Annotated in this window: 11 protein-coding genes; 8 read left to right on the top strand and 3 right to left on the bottom strand. The window is 61.8% G+C overall.

What is annotated here, in order from left to right:
• Positions 1 to 11 precede the first annotated feature (11 nt).
• The gene (gltB, locus tag ACMVPR_RS18845; RefSeq protein WP_416884127.1) at positions 12 to 4,550 is read left to right on the top strand and encodes a glutamate synthase large subunit; all 4,539 of its coding nucleotides are present in this window, start codon (positions 12 to 14) and stop codon (positions 4,548 to 4,550) included.
• A gap of 150 nt (positions 4,551 to 4,700) precedes the next feature.
• Positions 4,701 to 6,821 (top strand): sterol desaturase family protein, encoded by a 2,121-nt coding sequence (locus ACMVPR_RS18850; protein WP_416884128.1) that lies wholly within the window; start codon positions 4,701 to 4,703, stop codon positions 6,819 to 6,821.
• 5 nt (positions 6,822 to 6,826) lie between these two features.
• On the opposite strand, the gene ACMVPR_RS18855 is transcribed toward ACMVPR_RS18850, so the two are convergent.
• Positions 6,827 to 7,174: a hypothetical protein gene (locus ACMVPR_RS18855; RefSeq protein ID WP_416884129.1), complete on the bottom strand. Its 348-nt coding sequence runs from the start codon at positions 7,172 to 7,174 to the stop codon at positions 6,827 to 6,829.
• Positions 7,175 to 7,331: 157 nt separating this feature from the next.
• Between ACMVPR_RS18855 and mtgA the strand changes: the two genes are divergently transcribed.
• The 6 genes from mtgA to msrA all read left to right on the top strand — a co-directional run bounded on the left by mtgA (position 7,332) and on the right by msrA (position 13,065).
• Positions 7,332 to 8,117, top strand: a complete 786-nt coding sequence (gene mtgA, locus ACMVPR_RS18860) for a monofunctional biosynthetic peptidoglycan transglycosylase (RefSeq protein WP_416884684.1) — start codon at positions 7,332 to 7,334, stop codon at positions 8,115 to 8,117.
• A 122-nt stretch (positions 8,118 to 8,239) separates the two neighbouring features.
• A complete protein-coding gene (locus ACMVPR_RS18865) occupies positions 8,240 to 8,905 on the top strand; it encodes a glutathione S-transferase family protein (RefSeq protein ID WP_292264566.1) in 666 nt (221 codons plus the stop codon).
• A gap of 46 nt (positions 8,906 to 8,951) precedes the next feature.
• Complete coding sequence (gene queG, locus ACMVPR_RS18870; RefSeq protein WP_416884130.1) at positions 8,952 to 10,010, top strand: tRNA epoxyqueuosine(34) reductase QueG; 1,059 nt, start codon at positions 8,952 to 8,954, stop codon at positions 10,008 to 10,010.
• Between the two features lie 27 nt (positions 10,011 to 10,037).
• Positions 10,038 to 12,047, top strand: a complete 2,010-nt coding sequence (locus tag ACMVPR_RS18875; RefSeq protein WP_416884131.1) for a hydantoinase/oxoprolinase N-terminal domain-containing protein — start codon at positions 10,038 to 10,040, stop codon at positions 12,045 to 12,047.
• A 65-nt stretch (positions 12,048 to 12,112) separates the two neighbouring features.
• On the top strand, positions 12,113 to 12,562 hold the full coding sequence (gene msrB / locus ACMVPR_RS18880; protein ID WP_292271208.1) for a peptide-methionine (R)-S-oxide reductase MsrB: 450 nt from the start codon (positions 12,113 to 12,115) through the stop codon (positions 12,560 to 12,562).
• Positions 12,559 to 13,065, top strand: a complete 507-nt coding sequence (msrA, locus tag ACMVPR_RS18885; RefSeq protein WP_300588175.1) for a peptide-methionine (S)-S-oxide reductase MsrA — start codon at positions 12,559 to 12,561, stop codon at positions 13,063 to 13,065. Before msrB ends, msrA begins: the two co-directional genes overlap by 4 nt.
• A 55-nt stretch (positions 13,066 to 13,120) precedes the next feature.
• Here the strand turns inward: msrA and plsY are convergent, their stop codons facing one another.
• On the bottom strand, positions 13,121 to 13,732 hold the full coding sequence (plsY, locus tag ACMVPR_RS18890; protein ID WP_416884132.1) for a glycerol-3-phosphate 1-O-acyltransferase PlsY: 612 nt from the start codon (positions 13,730 to 13,732) through the stop codon (positions 13,121 to 13,123).
• A complete protein-coding gene (pyrC, locus tag ACMVPR_RS18895) occupies positions 13,732 to 15,027 on the bottom strand; it encodes a dihydroorotase (protein WP_416884133.1) in 1,296 nt (431 codons plus the stop codon). Before pyrC ends, plsY begins: the two co-directional genes overlap by 1 nt.
• Position 15,028: the final 1 nt, after the last annotated feature.

Consider the following 15,028-nt stretch of genomic DNA (forward strand, 5'->3'; position numbering starts at 1 on the left):
GGAGACATGCCATGACCAAGTATGATGCAGATTGGGTTGCCGCCGAGGAAGCCAAGCGCAAGTGGATGGCCGAGAATGGTCTCTACTCGGAAGAGGACGAGCATTCGTCCTGTGGCGTGGGCCTTGTGGTCAGCCTGGATGGCAAACCGTCGCGCAAGGTGGTCGAGGCGGGCATTGATGCGCTCAAGGCGATTTGGCACCGGGGTGCTGTGGATGCCGATGGCAAGACAGGCGATGGCGCGGGCATCCACGTGCAGATTCCGGCACCGTTCTTCTACGACCAGATCGAACGCACCGGCCACAAGCCACGCAAGGACGAGCTTATGGCTGTGGGTCAGGTGTTCCTGCCGCGGACCGATTTCGGTGCGCAGGAGACCTGCCGGACCATCGTGGAAACTGAAGTCCTGCGCATGGGCTATTATATCTACGGCTGGCGGCATGTGCCGGTCAGCGTGGACTGCCTTGGCGAAAAGGCCAACGCAACACGCCCCGAGATCGAGCAGATCCTGATTTCGAACTCCAAGGGTGTCGACGAGGAAACATTCGAGCGCGAGCTTTATGTGATCCGTCGCCGGATCGAAAAGGCGGCTGCGGCTGTTGGTATTGGCCAGCTTTACATTGCGTCGCTGTCCTGCCGGTCGATCATCTACAAGGGCATGATGCTGGCCGAACAGGTGGCAGAATTCTATCCCGACCTGCAGTATACCCGGTTCGAGAGCGCGTTCGCGATCTATCACCAGCGCTATTCGACCAACACCTTCCCGCAATGGTGGTTGGCGCAGCCGTTCCGCATGCTGGCGCATAACGGCGAGATCAACACGCTCAAGGGCAACGTCAACTGGATGAAGAGCCACGAGATTCGCATGGCGTCGTCTGCCTTTGGTGACATGGCGGAAGACATCAAGCCGATCATCGCCAATGGCGCGTCTGACTCCGCCGCTTTGGACGCGGTGTTCGAAGTGCTGGTGCGCGCGGGCCGGAATGCTCCTATGGCGAAAACCATGCTGGTGCCGGAATCGTGGTCAAAGCAAGCCATCGAACTGCCCGAGGCGTGGCGCGACATGTATTCCTACTGCAACTCGGTAATGGAGCCGTGGGACGGCCCTGCTGCCCTTGCCATGACCGACGGTCGCTGGGTCTGCGCCGGTCTGGACCGGAACGGCCTTCGTCCGATGCGCTATGTCGTGACGGGTGATGGCCTGCTGATCGCGGGTTCCGAGGCCGGCATGGTTCCGATTGATGAAGGCACCGTGCGCGAAAAGGGCGCGTTGGGGCCGGGGCAATTGCTGGCTGTCGATATGCAGGAAGGCAAGCTCTACCACGACGTCGAGATCAAGAACAAACTCGCGGCCAGCCAGCCGTTCGGCGAATGGGTCGGCAAGATCAACGAACTGGACGAGGAACTGGCCAAGGTCACCGAGACCCCGATGTTCGAAGGCGCGGAACTGCGCCGTCGTCAGATCGCCGCTGGCTACACCATCGAAGAGCTGGAGCAGGTGCTTGCGCCGATGGCCGAGGATGGCAAAGAGGTTGTGGCCTCCATGGGTGACGACACGCCGTCGGCCGTTCTGTCCAAGAAGTACCGGCCTTTGTCGCATTACTTCCGCCAGAACTTCAGCCAGGTGACCAACCCGCCGATCGACTCGCTTCGCGAATATCGTGTGATGAGCCTCAAGACACGGTTCGGCAACCTGAAGAACGTGCTCGACGAGTCGAGCGCACAGACCGAGATCCTCGTGCTGGACAGCCCGTTTGTCGGCAATGCACAGTTCAAGGAATTGGCCAACCACTTCAACGCCGGTCTCTGCGAGATCGACTGTACCTTCCCGGCAAACGGCGAACAGGGTGCCTTGCAGGTTGCGTTGGAGCGGATCCGCTCCGAGGCGGAAGACGCGGTGCGGTCTGGTGCCGGTCACATCACCCTGACCGACGAATATTGCGGTGAAGGCAAGGTGGCGATGCCGATGATCCTTGCCACCAGCGCGGTGCACAGCCACCTGACCCGCAAGGGTCTGCGGACCTTCTGTTCGATCAACGTGCGGTCGGCGGAATGTATCGATCCGCATTACTTTGCCGTTCTGATCGGTGCGGGTGCGACCGTGGTCAACGCCTATCTGGCCGAGGATTCCCTTGCCGACCGCATCAAGCGCGGTCTGCTGGACCTGACCTTGACCGAGGCGGTGGCCAAGTACCGTGAAGCGGTGGATCAGGGCTTGCTCAAGATCATGTCAAAGATGGGCATCTCGGTCATCTCGTCCTATCGCGGTGGTCTGAACTTCGAGGCTGTGGGCCTGAGCCGTGCCATGTGCGCCGAATACTTCCCCGGTATGCTGAGCCGGATTTCGGGCATTGGACTGAACGGGCTGCAGCGCAAGGCCGAGGAAATCCACGCGTTGGGCTTCCGGGGTGGTCAGGATGTTCTGCCCATCGGCGGCTTCTACAAGGCGCGTAAATCGGGCGAGACCCATGCCTGGGGCGCGCAGACGATGCACCTCATGCAGATGGCCTGCAACAAGGCGTCCTACGAGATCTGGAAGACCTATTCCAAGGCGATGCAGGCGAACCCGCCAATCCATCTGCGTGACCTCTTGGCAATCAAGCCGCTGGGCGAGCCGATCCCGCTGGAGCAGGTGGAAAGCATCACCAGCATCCGCAAGCGGTTCGTGACTCCGGGCATGTCGCTGGGCGCGTTGTCGCCCGAGGCGCACAAGACGCTGAACGTGGCAATGAACCGGATCGGCGCGAAGTCCGATAGCGGCGAGGGCGGCGAAGACCCGGCGCATTTCGTACCGGAGCCGAACGGCGACAACCCGTCTGCGAAGATCAAGCAGGTGGCGTCGGGCCGGTTTGGTGTGACTGCCGAATATCTGAACCAGTGCGAAGAGCTTGAAATCAAGGTCGCGCAGGGGGCCAAGCCCGGTGAGGGTGGTCAGCTTCCGGGCATGAAGGTCACCGACCTGATCGCCCGTCTGCGCCATTCGACCAAGGGCGTGACGCTGATTTCACCGCCGCCGCACCATGACATCTATTCGATCGAAGACCTTGCGCAGCTGATCTACGACCTCAAGCAGATCAACCCGCGCTGCAAGGTGACGGTCAAGCTGGTGGCGTCCTCTGGTGTTGGCACGATTGCGGCCGGTGTTGCGAAAGCCAAGGCGGACGTGATCCTGATTTCCGGTCACAACGGTGGCACCGGTGCGTCGCCCGCGACCTCGATCAAGTACGCGGGTCTGCCGTGGGAGATGGGTCTGACCGAGGCGCATCAGGTTCTGTCGATGAACAAGCTGCGGGATCGTGTGACCCTGCGGACCGATGGTGGCCTGCGCACTGGGCGTGACATTGTCATGGCGGCGATGCTGGGTGCTGAGGAATACGGCATCGGCACTGCGGCGCTGATCGCGATGGGCTGTATCATGGTGCGGCAGTGCCAGTCGAACACCTGCCCGGTCGGTGTCTGTACGCAGGACGAATCCCTGCGGGCCAAGTTCACCGGCAACGCGGACAAGGTGGTGAACCTGATTACCTTCTACGCGCAGGAAGTACGGGATGTGCTGGCGTCGATTGGTGCGCGGTCGCTGGAAGAGGTGATCGGCCGGGCCGATCTGCTGAGCCAGGTCAGCCGTGGGTCGGATCACCTTGACGATCTCGACCTCAACCCGCTGCTGATCCGCGTCGATGGGTCGGACGACATCGTCTATGACCGCAACCGCCCGCGCAATCCGGTGCCGGATACGCTCGACGCGGAAATCGTGCGCGATGCGGCGCGGTTCCTTGAGGATGGTGAGAAGATGCAGCTGTCCTACGCGGTGCAGAACACGCACCGGACCGTGGGCACACGCACCTCATCGCATATCGTCCGCAAGTTCGGCATGCGCAACGCGCTGCAACCGAACCACCTGACCGTCAAGCTGACCGGCTCTGCGGGCCAGTCGCTGGGCGCGTTTGCTGCTCCGGGCCTCAAGCTCGAAGTGTCGGGCGATGCCAACGACTACGTCGGTAAGGGCCTGTCAGGCGGCACCATCGTGGTGCGTCCGCCGATGATGTCGCCGCTTGTGGCTGCTCAGAACACGATCATTGGCAACACGGTGCTTTACGGTGCCACCGATGGCTACCTCTTTGCCGCAGGTCGCGCGGGCGAGCGTTTCGCGGTGCGGAACTCGGGTGCGAAAGTGGTGGTTGAGGGCTGCGGGTCGAACGGCTGTGAATACATGACCGGCGGTGTTGCAGTGATCCTTGGCGATATCGGTGCCAACTTCGGTGCGGGTATGACCGGTGGCATGGCCTATCTCTACGATCCCGAAGGCAAAGCGCAGGCGCTTATGAACCCTGAGAGCATTGTGACCTGCCCGGTGACGGTGGATCACTGGATCGACCAGTTGAAGGGCCTGATCGAGCGTCATGCCGAGGAAACCATGAGCCGCAAGGCGCAGGACATCCTGCAGCATTGGGACCTTGAACTGGGCAACTTCATGCAGGTCTGCCCGAAAGAGATGCTGGACAAGATCAGCCATCCTCTGGGCATCGAAAAGAAAGCGGTTCCTGCCGAATAAGGGCGGACTTTCGCAAAATTCAGCGACCCGGCCCTGTGGCCGGGTCGTTTGCGTTTTTGGGGATTGATTACGTATTGGCGACAAAAACGAGCCTCAATACGGCCCAATTGCCCCTCTATGCCGATCCCGACCCAGTACGGAGTTCGGGACATGGAAACACTGCAGAACTTTATCGCAGCGACGCTTGATGCGCCCTTCGATTTCAATGTTCGGTACTCCATTTTCTACCTGACCTGCACGGTTCTGATCGCCTTTGGCATCTGGAAATACCGGGGCAGTCCGGGCACGTTCACCTCTTGGCTGTTGCCGAAAGAGGTGTACCGGCACCGCTCCAACCTGCTGGATATCAAGCTGTTTTTCGCATCGCGCTTTTTCGCCGTATTGGGCGTGTTTGGTGCGGTGTTCTTTCCGACAACGGTCGCCTACGGGCTTCTGGCGCAATTCGGTGGTGCCGATTACGCGCCGCCTGAAACCACATGGATGCGCATCGCTGCCGTTACCCTGATCGTCGTGGTCGTCAGCGACTTCTGCAAATACTGGGCACACCGCGCGCATCATGAATGGCGCGCGCTTTGGCCGTTCCATGCGGTACATCATTCGGCGGATGTGCTGACGCCTTTGACGGTGCAGCGGGTTCATCCGCTGGAGCCAATGATCAATTCGCTGTTGATGACGCTTTTCGTCGGCATCGCGCAGGGTTTGGCGCTCTACTTCCTTGTTGGTGAGTTGAGCATGGTCACCATTGGCGGCGCCAACGCTGTCTATTTCCTGTTCCATACGCTCGGGTCGAACTTCCGTCACAGCCATATCTGGATCAGCTATGGCCGGGTGATGGAGCACATCCTGATCTCGCCTGCCCAGCACCAGATTCACCACTCGGTTGCCGTCAAACACCATGACAAGAACTACGGGTCGATCTTTGCGGTCTGGGACTGGATGTTTGGCACGCTTTACGTTCCCGAAAGCTACGAGGACCTGACCTTTGGCGTGTCCGATGCCAAGGGCCAACGCCGCGAGCAACCTTATGAGACCCTTGGCGCCGCCTTGTTCAAACCTTTTGTGGAAAGCGCACAGAACGTTCTTGGCATGGTGCGGAAGGGACGGCCAGCCGCAACCGAAACCGTGGGTACCGCACGCATGAGCCAAGGGTTTTCGCTTTGGCTGGATGCTCTGCGGGCCGGGGCCGCGTTGACGGTGCTGTTCGGACATATGGCGCATACGCGCTTTACCGGCGGCGATTATCAGTTCCTGCGCGATTGGAACGTGGCCAGCGATGCGGTTGCCGTGTTCTTTGTCCTGTCGGGTGTGGTCATTGCCTATGCTGCGCAGCGCGACGGAACATTGGGACGCTATGCGTTCAACCGGATCACACGGATCATGTCGGTGTTGATCCCGGCTTTGATGCTGACGCTGGTCTTTGATGCGGTTGGCACAGCCAAGGATATATCGGCCTATCAAGCGCCCTATTATCAGGACGTGCCGCTGGGCGAATTCTTCTGGCGCGGCCTGACGCTCACCAATCTTTGGACCGGAACCGGAGACTGGGTGCGCCTTGGCAGCAACGGTCCGATCTGGTCGCTGAGTTACGAGGTGGCGTTCTATCTGATCTTCGGCGCGGTGCTGTTCTTGAAAGGTGTTCAGCGCATCGCGGTCTTGCTGCTGCTGGTTCTTCTGGTGGGCGTGCCAGCCTTGGCGTTGCTGCCCGCGTGGTGGGTCGGCGTCTGGGTCTGGCGGCATGCGACGGTGCTGACCGATGGCCACGGGCGCGGGCGCGCTTGGGTGCTTGCAGTGGGCAGCGTTGTCGCGCTGGTGATGATGAAGATGTCATCGATCCCTGCCGATCTGGAAAGCTTTACCGCGCGCTTGCTTGCGCCGCATGACCACCACGCGATTCTTGTCTATTCGAACGAGGTGCTTTGGAACACGGTGATCGCGCTGTGCCTCGCGCTGCATCTGGTGGGCGTGCGGTATCTGGCCGACACGTGGCCGGAACGGACCGAAGGCGGTATTGCCAAAACGGTGCGTTGGGTCGCGGGCGGCAGTTTCTCGCTCTACCTGGTGCATTACCCGACGCTGCATCTGCTCGATGCAACGCTGCCGGAAACCTTGCCGGCCTATAACCTCGTGTTCCTGCTGCTGACGCTGTCGATTTGTTTCGGATTTGCCGCGCTCTTTGAACGTCCCATCCGCCAGTATCGCGCGATTCTTGTCAGAACGTGGGAGCGTCTCGCACCGCATGTCCCAGTGATGAATCGGAGGTCCGTGTCATGAGCGATTCAAGTTGCAAAGGCTGCAAGAACGCCCAGAACGGCGGGTGCGCCCGCGCCAAGGCAGGTCAGCCCATATTTCCAGTCTCGGTTCTGACCGGTGATCCGCAGCAGTCCACCCATCGCAAGGCCAAGACCGATCATGAGCGCCGGAAGGGCGATCGCGCCCCCCAGCGCGATTGAGAGCCAAGGCTCAACGAGACCTGTCTGAACCAGAAGCCATAGCGTCAGCGCGGCAACAGCGGCCACGGCACACAGACCGACGCCCTGCACCAAAGCTTGTTGTGCAAGCGTAAAGGCGGAGGCCAACCAAAGGCTGCACAAATAGAAGCCAAGAAGCGCGAGAACGAGAAGCATGCTCTGGGTCTTGTGCGATATCGGGCAAAAGTAAACCAGTTTCACCAAGTTGCCATTCTGTGGCCCAGCTTGCACCGGATTCTGCGATTACCCGCGATGACGGACAAGACCAGAGGGGATGTTTTCTTGCATGGCAGTTGCGCCTAATGTGCCTGCGATGGCAGGCGGAAAACCCAAACCCACACCGCAACAGGGGCCTCGGCTGGACAAGCCGAAGTCCAAGCGGACGCGTGCCCGCAAGGAACCCGGCGTGGTCGACAAGATCCTCGCCCCGTATCGCTGGCTGGTAAAATGGGGTTTCCGCACGGGTCTGGCGCTGATCGTTCTGGTTTTGGGGATTGTTGGCCTCTTTGGCATTGTGAATCCGCCGACGACCCACACGATGTGGTCCGAGGGGCGCCGTTTGGGGGTGCCCGTGGATCAGGTCTGGGTCGATGCCGAGCAGATCGCACCAGTGATGTTCCGCTCTGCCGTGGCGGCGGAAGACGCAAATTTCTGTCTGCACTGGGGCTTTGATGTAGACGCCATTCAGGCCGCCATCGAAGCAGGCGGCGCGCGGGGCGCCTCGACGATTTCGCAGCAGGTCGTGAAGAACGTCTTTCTCTGGCAGGACCGGTCCTGGGTGCGCAAGGGCATGGAGGCGGTGCTGACGCCGGTTTCCGAGGCGATGTGGTCGAAGCGGCGTATTCTTGAGCTGTATCTGAACGTTGCCGAATTCGACGAGGGTGTGTTTGGCGTGCAGGCTGCCGCCCAGCATTATTTCGGCGTTGATGCGGCCGATCTCAGCCCGCTTCAGGCGGCGCGGCTGGCCGCGGTTCTGCCGTCGCCCAAGACACGATCCGCCTCGAACCCGAGCAATTTCGTAGACCGCCGCGCCCGTTCGATCCGGGGTGGGGCAGAGACCATCAATCAGGACGGTCGGGCCGCATGTTTCCAGAATTGAGCCTGCTTGGGTGAGACGAAAACCGCGCGTCGGGGATTAATCCGGCTCCGGCCCATTGTATTGCGGGGCGCTTCGCGGCAATTAGAAGGGACCGATCACCCAATTTTCGAGACTCGTTTCGCATGGCCAAACTCTATCATGTTCCGTTGTCGCCGTTCTGCCGCAAGGTTCGGCTGAGCCTTGCGGAAAAGAAGATCGAGTGCGAGTTGGTGGAAGAGAAATACTGGGAGAAAGACCCGGATTTCCTGCGCCGCAATCCCGCTGCGAAGGTGCCTGTTCTCAAGATCGATGGGCGGACGATGGCGGAAAGTGCGGCCATCTGCGAATATCTCGAAGAGAAATATCCCGAACCACCGCTGATGCCCCGGTCGCTGGATGCGCGCTATGAAGTGCGGCGTCTGGTGGGGTGGTTCGACGACAAGTTCCACAATGAAGTGACGTCGAAGCTGCTTTATGAGAGGGTGAACAAGAAGGTCACCAAGCAGGGTTTTCCAGACAGCGCGAACGTCAAGTCGGGGGCCAAGGCGATCAAGTATCACCTTGATTACATGGCGTGGCTTCTGGATCATCGCCGCTGGCTTGCGGGGGATACCATGACGCTTGCCGATTTCGCCGCTGCCGCGCATCTGTCGTCGCTGGACTACATCCGGGATGTCGACTGGAATCGCAGCGCCGTGGTCAAGGATTGGTACGCCAAGATCAAATCGCGCCCGGCTTTCCGGTCGATCCTGGCTGATCAGGTTCCGGGCTTCCCGCAACCGCCGCATTATGCCGATCTGGATTTCTGAGGCGGACCCGATTTTTCGTCCGAAAAATCGGAACATGGGGACATGCATGGACCTCACGGCCCGACTGAAAGCGCAGGCGTTGAACGAAGGGTTCTCGGCCTGCCGCATCTGTCGCCCGTGGGATGTTTCGGAGGTTCCAGAGCGACTGCAAGCGTTTCTGGATTCAGGGTATCAAGGCCAGATGGGGTGGTTGGAAGACCGCGCGCATTGGCGCGGCGCGCCGCAAGTGCTCTGGCCAGAGGCGCAGTCGGTCATCATGTTGGCCGAGAATTACGGGCCAGAGCATGATCCGTTGGACGTGCTTGAGCATCCCGAGCAGGCGGCGATCTCGGTCTACGCGCAGAACCGCGATTACCATGATGTGGTGAAGAAGCGGCTCAAGCGACTGGCGCGGTGGCTGATTTCTGAGGCCGGGGGTGAGGTGAAGCTGTTTGTCGACACGGCACCCGTGCCGGAAAAGCCTTTGGGGCAGGCGGCGGGACTGGGCTGGCAAGGCAAGCACACGAACCTCGTGTCGCGCGAGTTGGGGTCTTGGTTCTTTATCGGGTCGGTGTTCACGACGCTCGATCTGACACCCGACGCGGCGGAGGTGGACCATTGCGGATCGTGTCGGGCCTGTCTGGATGTCTGCCCGACTGATGCGTTCCCAGCGCCGTATCAGTTGGACGCACGGCGTTGCATTTCCTACCTCACGATCGAGCATCATGGGCCGGTGGACGAAGACCTGCGCGGCTTGATGGGCAATCGCATCTATGGTTGCGACGATTGTCTGGCGGTCTGTCCTTGGAACAAGTTTGCCAGCCGTGCGGCTGAGGTGAAATATCACGCGCGGGAGGATCTGCTTGCGCCTGATCTGGCGGAGTTGGCGCGGCTGGACGATGCGGGGTTTCGGGAGCGGTTCTCGGGCTCTCCGATCAAGCGGATCGGGCGCAATCGGTTTGTGCGCAACGTGCTCTATGCCATCGGCAATTCGGGGTCGCCACGCCTGCGGGCTGTCGCGCAAGCCTTGGTGGAGGATCCCGACGAAACCGTGGCAGATGCGGCGCGCTGGGCCGTGATGCGACTTGCGGATGTCGCAAACACGCGGGCCGGGGCTGGCGACTAGTCTAGGTCAGTCGCAGGAGGCGGGTTTATGGCAATTCTACTCGGTGTGGACACCGGCGGCACCTATACCGACGCGGTGCTCATGCGCGACGAAGACGCGGTGATCGCAAGCGCCAAGGCGCTGACGACGCGGCAGGATCTGGCCATTGGTGTCAGCGAAGCGGTCAAGGCGGTGCTGGCGCAATCCTTTGTGTCTCCGGCGGATATCGCTTTGGCGTCCCTGTCGACCACCTTGGCCACCAATGCGCTGGTCGAAGGGCAGGGCGCACGGGTTGCGCTGATCTATATCGGCTTTTCCGAACGCGATCTGGCGGCGCAGGGACTGGCCGAGGCTTTGGTGGGTGACCCTGTGCTGGTGACCTCAGGCGGGCACAGCCACAGCGGGGCCGAGGTGGCACCCTTGGATGTGGCGGAGATCGCAGATTGGGCGGCTGCGCAGGACGTGTCGGCCTTTGCCATCGCGGCACAGTTCGGCACACGTAATCCGGCGCACGAAGTGGCAGCGCGCGACGCGGTGCGGGCGGCGACGGGGCGGCCGGTGACCTGTTCGCATGAATTGTCGGCCAAGCTTGGTGGGCCGAAGCGCGCGTTGACCGCCGTGCTGAACGCTCGGCTGATCGGGTTGACCCATCGGTTGATCGGGCGGGCCGAGGGGGCGTTGCGCGACTTGGGGATCGACGCACCGCTGATGGTGGTGCGCGGCGATGGGGCGCTCATGTCAGCGGCGCAAGCGCAGGAGCGGCCCATCGAGACCATTCTGAGCGGGCCTGCCGCCTCGATCGTCGGCGCGCGTTGGTTGACAGGGGCGGATCAGGCACTGGTGTCGGATATTGGCGGGACGACAACCGACATCGCCGTGCTGCGCAACGGTCAGCCGGTGATCGACCCCGATGGCGCGCGGGTTGGGCCGCATCGCACCATGGTCGAGGCGGTGGCGATGCGCACGCACGGGCTGGGCGGCGACAGCGAGGTGCATTTGGCAAGTGGCGGTTTGACCGGGGGTGTGACGCTTGGGCCAAGGCGCGTGCTGCCGGTGGCGCTTGTGGCGCAGGACGCGCCCGAGGTTGTCCATAAGGCGCTGGATGAGCAGATGAACCGGCCCGTTCCCGGCGAATACGACGCGCGGTTTGTGCGTCGGGTCGAGGGGCAGGATGCGGTTGGTCTGCCGGAGCGTGCACAGGCGGTGCTCGACCGGATCACCGTCGCGCCGCAGCCTTTGGGCGCTGTGGTGCAGTCGCGGCTGGAGGCGCAGTCGCTGCGGCTTCTCGTGTCGCGTGGGTTGGTGCAGGTCGCGGGGCCAACACCGACGGATGCGCTGCACGTGCTGGGGCGGTTCGCCCATTGGGATGCCACCGCGTCGGAAAAGGCGCTGGCCTTGCTGGCCCGCAACCGCACCGGATCGGGGGAGAGGCACGCCCAAACCGCGCAGGAGATGGCTGAACAGATCGTCGATGCGCTGACCCGCGCCACCGGCACTGTGCTGCTGGAAGCGGCGTTTGCGGAGGACGGAATGGAAGACCCGACCGCGCTTGCCCAACATCCGCTGATGGCGCGTGGGTTGCGGCAGACGCCGGGCTTGGTGCATCTGACGGCTGGGCTCTCCGTTCCCGTCGTGGGGTTGGGTGCATCGGCGCAGACGACCTATCCTGCTGTCGGGCAATACCTGAATGCCGAGATGCTTTTGCCCGACCATGGAGATGTGGCCAACGCCATTGGTGCCGTCACGGGCCGGATCCGGATGCTGCGCGAAGGCTTGGTGAGCAGTCCGTCCGAGGGTGTTTTCCGGGCGCATCTGCCCGATACGCCGCAGGATTTCCGCGATGCAGATGCGGCTATGGCAATGCTGGAGGCGCGGCTGAGTGCGGCGGCCACCCAAGACGCCGAAGCGGCAGGTGCGGCATCGGTCCATGTGCAGGTCTGGCGCGAGGTCAAACGGGCCGAGATCGAAGCGCGCGAGATGTTTGTCGAGGCACGCATCGTGGTCGAAGCGACCGGTCGGCCACGGATCACGGCTCACGACGTGGAGACCGCGCTGTAACAAGTGTTGGACTTGGCACGATGCGCGCCATCTATAGTCTCAACTCGACGCATGGAGGTGCCCGCATGGCCAAATACGAAAAGAACCCGGACGTGATCGCGACATTGTCGCCGGAACAGTTCTACGTCACGCAGGAAAGCGGAACGGAACGGCCCGGCACCGGGGAATACCTGCACAACAAGGAACCCGGCATTTACGTGGACATCGTCAGCGGTGAGCCGCTGTTTGCGAGTGCCGACAAGTACGAGTCCGGTTGCGGCTGGCCAAGCTTTACCAAGCCGATCGAACCTGCGCATATCAATGAACTGCGCGACATGTCCCACGGGATGATCCGCACCGAGGTGCGCTCGGCCCATGGCGACAGCCATCTGGGGCACGTGTTCCCGGACGGTCCGCGCGACCGGGGTGGTTTGCGCTATTGCATCAATTCCGCCAGCCTGCGGTTCATCCATCGTGACGATATGGAGGCTGAAGGCTATGGCGACTATCTGGATCAAGTGGAGGATGTGGCATGACTGAACGTGCTGTTTTGGCCGGTGGCTGTTTCTGGGGGATGCAGGATCTGATCCGCAAGCTGCCCGGTGTTCTGGACACCCGCGTGGGCTATACCGGTGGCGATGTGCCCAACGCGACCTATCGCAATCACGGCACCCATGCCGAGGGGATCGAGATCATTTTTGATCCGTCGGTGATCTCGTATCGCAAGCTCTTGGAATTCTTCTTTCAGATCCACGATCCGACCACGTTGAACCGTCAGGGCAATGACCGTGGTCTGAGCTACCGCTCGGCGATCTACTATGTGGACGAGGCGCAGAAAGACTGCGCGCTGGACACCATCGCCGATGTGAACGCCAGCGGCATCTGGCCGGGGAAGGTTGTGACCGAAGTGGAGCCTGTGGGGGATTTCTGGGAGGCGGAGCCCGAGCATCAGGATTACCTGGAGCGGTTCCCGAACGGCTATACCTGCCACTTCCCGCGCGCCAACTGGGTCCTGCCCAAGCGCGACGCGGCCGAGTGAAGGTTGCTGAGAGACTACGGAAAGGCCCGTTCGCGGGCCTTTTTGTTTTCCGGGGTCAGGTCTTCTTGCCGCCGATCCTCGGCTCTGTCCCTGCCTTGAGGCGGGCCAGGTTTTCGCGGTGCCGCCAGATGATGAGCAGGGCAAGCGCCAAGGTCAGGAAAAACACCTGTCCCTGACCGACGACCAGACACCACAGCGTCGACCATGACGCCGCCACCAAGGCTGACAGGCTCGAAATCCGGCTGATTACGGCAGTTGCCAGCCATGTGGCGCAGGCCAGAAGGCCCACGGGCCATGCGAGGGCCAGCATCAGGCCAAGAAAGGTCGCAACGCCTTTGCCTCCCTTGAAGCCCAGCCAGACCGGGAAGCAATGACCCAGGAACGCGGCCAGAGCTGCGATCTGTGCGGCACCTTCACCGGCGAACTCGCGCGCCAGAAGCACCGCAACCGCGCCCTTTGCCCCGTCGAGCAAAAGGGTCGCTGCGGCGGCCCCCTTGTTGCCGGTGCGCAGGACGTTGGTCGCGCCGATATTGCCGGATCCGATCTCGCGCAGATTGCCAAGGCCCATCGCTTTGGTCAGTATCAGGCCGAACGGGATCGACCCAAGCAGGTAGCCGATCAGCGCCCAAAGCGCATAGAGGGCCAGTCCTGTCTCAAGCGTTGGCATCATGTGCTCCGGTAGACCGAGGTTCCGCTGACAAAGGTTTCAAGAACCTTACCCTGCAAGCGCGCGCCGTCAAAGGGCGTGTTTTTCGACTTCGACAGCAGCTTGAACCGGTCGAGCACGATGGGCTTGTCCGGATCGAAGAGAACCAGATCGGCGGGTGCGCCTTTGGTCAGGCGACCGCAGTCCAGCCCAAGCCGCTTTGCCGGGTTCAGTGACAGCGCGCGGAACAGTGTTGGCAGGTCCAGATCGCCCGAATGATAGAGCCGCATCAGCACTGGCAGCATGGTTTCAAGACCCACAGCCCCGCTTGCGGCTTCCTCGAAAGGCAGGCGCTTGCTTTCCTCGTCCTGCGGTGTGTGGAACGATCCGATCACGTCGATCAGGCCGGACTTCACTGCTTCGACCACCGCCTGTCGGTCATCCTCTGACCGCAATGGCGGCTTGACCTTGAAGAAGGTGCGGTAGTCGGCGACGTCGTATTCATTCAGCGTCAGGTGGTGCATCGACACGCCAGCGGTCACGTCGAACCCGTTGCGCTTGGCCCGTTCCAGCGCGGGCAGGGCGCGGGTCGTGGTGATCTGGTCTGCGTGGTAGCGCACACCGGTCATTTCCACCAAAGCGATATCCCGGTCGAGACCCATGCGTTCCGCCATCGGCGTGACACTGGGCAGACCGCGCAGCGATGCGAATTTGCCGGATGTGGTCGCGGCACCTGCGGACAGGTTAGGCTCCTGCGGGTGACCGACGACCAACGCGCCAAGCGCGCGGGCATAGGTCATCGCGCGGCTGAGCACCTTGGTATCCCGCACCACGCGGTCGCAATCGGTGAAGGCGACGGCTCCGGCATCCATCAGGAACCCGATCTCGGTCATCTCGCGCCCATCGCGGCCTTTGGTCAAAGCGGCCATCGGCAGGACGTGGACGGGTGCCGCCTCGTTCGCGCGGCGGCGGACGAATTCCAGTGTTTCGGGCGTGTCGATGGCCGGATTGGTATCAGGGCGGGTGACCATCGTGGTCACGCCTCCTGCAGCTGCCGCCTGCCCGGCAGAGCCATAGCTTTCCTTGTGCCGTTCGCCGGGTTCACAGATCTTCACGCCGATATCGACAATGCCGGGCGAAAGGTATTTCCCACCCGCATCGCGGCGGTTCTCGGAGGGCACGTTGTCGATGCTGATCTCCGGTGTCGGCGTATCGAACACTTCGGCGATCACGCCATTGCGGATCAGGACGGCGCCCACTGTGACCTCGGACGACTCTGGGTCGACAAGGCGGGCATTGGTGATGAGAAGGGTCATG

Source organism: Marivita sp. (assembly GCF_048006345.1).
GTDB lineage: Bacteria > Pseudomonadota > Alphaproteobacteria > Rhodobacterales > Rhodobacteraceae > Marivita.

Bases quoted from the DNA above. Each gene is read 5' to 3' on its own strand.
- gltB (WP_416884127.1), top strand. From the start codon at position 12: ATGACCAAGTATGATGCAGATTGGGTTGCCGCCGAGGAAGCCAAGCGC.
- ACMVPR_RS18850 (WP_416884128.1), top strand. From the start codon at position 4,701: ATGGAAACACTGCAGAACTTTATCGCAGCGACGCTTGATGCGCCCTTC.
- ACMVPR_RS18855 (WP_416884129.1), bottom strand. From the start codon at position 7,174: ATGCTTCTCGTTCTCGCGCTTCTTGGCTTCTATTTGTGCAGCCTTTGG.
- mtgA (WP_416884684.1), top strand. From the start codon at position 7,332: ATGGCAGGCGGAAAACCCAAACCCACACCGCAACAGGGGCCTCGGCTG.
- ACMVPR_RS18865 (WP_292264566.1), top strand. From the start codon at position 8,240: ATGGCCAAACTCTATCATGTTCCGTTGTCGCCGTTCTGCCGCAAGGTT.
- queG (WP_416884130.1), top strand. From the start codon at position 8,952: ATGGACCTCACGGCCCGACTGAAAGCGCAGGCGTTGAACGAAGGGTTC.
- ACMVPR_RS18875 (WP_416884131.1), top strand. From the start codon at position 10,038: ATGGCAATTCTACTCGGTGTGGACACCGGCGGCACCTATACCGACGCG.
- msrB (WP_292271208.1), top strand. From the start codon at position 12,113: ATGGCCAAATACGAAAAGAACCCGGACGTGATCGCGACATTGTCGCCG.
- msrA (WP_300588175.1), top strand. From the start codon at position 12,559: ATGACTGAACGTGCTGTTTTGGCCGGTGGCTGTTTCTGGGGGATGCAG.
- plsY (WP_416884132.1), bottom strand. From the start codon at position 13,732: ATGCCAACGCTTGAGACAGGACTGGCCCTCTATGCGCTTTGGGCGCTG.
- pyrC (WP_416884133.1), bottom strand. From the start codon at position 15,027: ATGACCCTTCTCATCACCAATGCCCGCCTTGTCGACCCAGAGTCGTCC.